This is a genomic window from Streptomyces capoamus (assembly GCF_014654935.1).
GTDB classification, from domain to species: domain Bacteria; phylum Actinomycetota; class Actinomycetes; order Streptomycetales; family Streptomycetaceae; genus Streptomyces; species Streptomyces capoamus.
This window is the reverse complement of record NZ_BNBF01000020.1, coordinates 100418-103547: the sequence shown is the minus strand read 5'-3', so window position 1 is coordinate 103547 and position 3130 is coordinate 100418. Positions and strand designations below refer to the sequence as shown.

Here is a 3130-nt window from a genome sequence, read left to right as displayed (position 1 = left end):
GGAATGTCGTTTGGAACGGAGTGGGACGGGCCCCAGGTGCCCGTCTCGGGCGACGAGGGGCAGGCGGCGACGTCCGCGCTGGCTTCCGCCGCGTACCGGGACAGCCCGCTCGAGGACATCAAGAAGGCCGACAACGAGTGGCACCAGTCGACCGTCAAGCCCGGCCGGCTGAAGCTGTTGCGGCCCAACCTCGGCGAGGCGTTCTCCCGGGCCCTGGTCGACCGGATGCTCGCCCCCGGCCGCAAGCCGCTCATCCAGTCCTTCGGCTCCGAACCGCAGTTCGTCGTCGAGCACGCCATGGCCGCCAACAACATCCGCCGCGAGCGCGACAACCGGCTGACCGCCATCACCGTCGTGTGCGGCCTGCTCTTCCTGCCCGGGCTGATCGGCTGGCTGCTCGTCTTCCAGCTGCGCACCCTGGTGGCCCGGCGCGACGACAAGCGGGCGGGCGGCCTGGCCACCGCGCTGCTCCTGGGTTTCGGCGTGCTCGCCGCACTGTTCCTGATCAAGATGCCGTTCGCCGGTTTCTGGGCGTGGTACGCGCGCGCGGCCGTCGTCGTCCCCGTGCTCGGCTGGTTCTGGGCCAAGCAGGTCTGCGAGAGCACCGCCCGCGACCTGCGGGCCCGCTGGGCCGGTCTGCTCTCGGGCACCAGCGTCGGCGCCAAGGTGCCGGAGGCCGTGCCGCGCGGCCCCGGCCAGACCGCGGCCGAGGCGCTGCGCCAGTCCCTGGCCCGGCTGACCGCCGAGCAGGCGTCCAATTCCGTGTTCTACGCCGGCCCCAAGGGCATACTCGGCATGGGCACCCGCTGGGGCGCCTGGCAGCTCGCCGAGGATCTCGTGCCCGCCGACCCCGGCCGGGAGATCCACCCCTTCCGCAGCTGGGACGTCGTGCGCGCGATCCACGACCAGCTGTCCCTGCTGGAGCGCGGACCGCTCAACACCGGCGGATTCCCCAAGCCGTCGATACGGCACTGGATCGTCACCCCGATCGGCGAGAAGGCCACGGAGGTGTCCCGGCCCGAGGGCACCGACGTCGAGGCCTTCCAGGTCAAGCCGCACGCCATACAGGAGATCTGCAACAAGCAGCAGTTCGGCAGCGGCGACCGGCACTACCTGGGCGTGCAGTGGACCCTCTGGGACGGACAGCTGGTCATCACCATGCTGATCACGGTCACCGTGCTGCACGAGACGCTGCGCATCGAGGTCACCGGGCACGCGCTGGGACCGGTGAACTCGCTGTTCACCAGCAAGCCGGAGGCGCCGACCAAGGAGGTCGCCAAGTCCCTGAAGCCCTGGGAGAACCGCACGATCAAGCTGCCCCTGGTCAACGCCGACGAGGTGGTACGGCTCGCCGCGCGCGCCCCGCTGACCTGGTACCCGCCGCTGCTGAACTGGCTGGGCGGCTCGCTGGGCCTGCCCGAGCCGTTCGGCCTGCGGCACGCCTGGGCCGACCAGCCGTGGCGGCACCGTTTCATGGCCGACGACGCGCTGCGGGCCGCCACGCCGGTGCTGCGGGTGGTGCACTCGGCGGCGCTACGGGTCCTGGAGGAGAACGGCGTGGACACCGAGAAGTTCGGTGCCCGCTCGGCGTTCCTCAGCGGCAGCGTCCAGGATCCGATGCCGAGGAAGGCCGACGTCTACGACGCGTGAGACGGGTGCCCCCGGCCGGGGGCACCCCCGGGCCTACGCCGCCGGCCAGGCCTCGGCCAGCATCTTCCGGGTGTCCGCGAGCAGTTGGGGCAGCACCCGGGTGTGCCCCACGACCGGCATGAAGTTCGTGTCGCCGCCCCAGCGCGGGACGATGTGCTGGTGCAGATGGGCGGCGATGCCGGCACCCGCGACCCCGCCCTGGTTCATGCCGATGTTGAAGCCCTGCGCGCCGGACGCGGTGCGCAGCGCCGTCATGGCCTGCTTGGTCAGGTCCGCCAGCTCGGCGGTCTCCGCCCCGGTCAGATCCGTGTAGTCGGCCACGTGCCGGTACGGCACGGTCATCAGGTGGCCGCCGTTGTACGGGTACAGGTTGAGCACCGCGTACACGTGCTCGCCCCGCCGGACGATCAGACCGTCCTCGTCGGACTTGGCCGGGATCACGCAGAAGGGACAGCCGTCGTCGGCCCCCGGACCGGTCGGCTTGTTCTCGCCCTGGATGTAGGCCATCCGGTGGGGCGTCCACAGGCGCTGGAACGCGTCCTGCGTCCCCACTCCGATCTGCTGCTCCGGCTCACTCGTCATGCTAGGCAGCATATGGCTTCACCCCTTCCCGGCGTGTCGCCGGGGCGGCCGGTGGCTCTCCACCGGCCAAGCTTGGCCGGTGGACGACGACAGCCGTACGCGGCGCTGGGAACGCTGGGAGGAGCACGCCGCGCTCCCCCTCGCCATCGCGTCCCTGCTCTACCTGGCCGCCTACGCGACGCATGTGCTGGCGGTGGGTCTGCCCCTGATCGCCCACGATGTCCTGCGGGCCGTCATCGGGGCCTCGTGGGCCGTGTTCGTCGTCGACTACGCGGTGCACTGGCGGCTGAGCGGCCGCCGGCTCGGCTTCGTGACCCGTCACTGGCTGGACACGCTGGTGATGCTGCTTCCGCTGCTGTGGCCGCTGCGCATCGTGCGGCTGTACGACGTCGTCCAGCGCCGGCGCGGCCACGCCCGTCTCCCCCTCAACGCGCGCGTGGTGCTGTACGCCGGACTGTCCGCACTGCTGCTCGGCTTCTCCAGCGCGCTCGCCGTGTACCAGCAGGAACGCGGAGCCCCGCGCGCCACGATCCGCACCTTCGGCGACTCCGTGTGGTGGGCCTGCTCGACCCTCGCGACCGTCGGCTACGGCGACGTCACCCCCGTCACTCCCCTGGGCCGCACGATCGCCGTCGGCCTCATGGTCTGCGGCCTGGCCCTGCTGGGCGCGATCACGGGGTCGGCCTCGTCGCTGTTCCTCCAGCGATTCTCCCGGGAGGAGGACGAGGAACGCGAAGGGCCCCCGGGACCGTGATCCCGGGGGCCCTGGAGGCTCAGGGCATTCAGACCTGGACCCGCTCCTGGACCACCTGCGCGATCTTGGCGATGGCCTCGTCGAACGGGATGCCGTTCTCCTGCGAACCGTCGCGGTAGCGGAAGGACACCGAGCCGTTCGACA

General features: G+C 71.4%; 3 protein-coding genes. 2 read left to right on the top strand and 1 reads right to left on the bottom strand.

What is annotated here, in order from left to right; genetic code table 11:
* The first annotated feature begins 3 nt into the window (after positions 1-3).
* Positions 4-1650: an AbeC-like domain-containing protein gene (locus tag IE312_RS27815; protein ID WP_189985047.1), complete on the top strand. Its 1647-nt coding sequence runs from the start codon at positions 4-6 to the stop codon at positions 1648-1650.
* Positions 1651-1683: 33 nt separating this feature from the next.
* On the opposite strand, the gene IE312_RS27810 is transcribed toward IE312_RS27815, so the two are convergent.
* Positions 1684-2244, bottom strand: a complete 561-nt coding sequence (locus IE312_RS27810; RefSeq protein ID WP_189985046.1) for an HIT family protein — start codon at positions 2242-2244, stop codon at positions 1684-1686.
* 67 nt (positions 2245-2311) lie between these two features.
* Between IE312_RS27810 and IE312_RS27805 the strand changes: the two genes are divergently transcribed.
* The gene (locus IE312_RS27805) at positions 2312-2986 is read left to right on the top strand and encodes a potassium channel family protein (RefSeq protein ID WP_189985045.1); all 675 of its coding nucleotides are present in this window, start codon (positions 2312-2314) and stop codon (positions 2984-2986) included.
* Positions 2987-3130: the final 144 nt, after the last annotated feature.

Excerpts from the sequence above, each read along its gene's own strand:
- IE312_RS27815 (WP_189985047.1), top strand. The coding sequence starts at position 4 with ATGTCGTTTGGAACGGAGTGGGACGGGCCCCAGGTGCCCGTCTCGGGC.
- IE312_RS27810 (WP_189985046.1), bottom strand. The coding sequence starts at position 2,244 with ATGCTGCCTAGCATGACGAGTGAGCCGGAGCAGCAGATCGGAGTGGGG.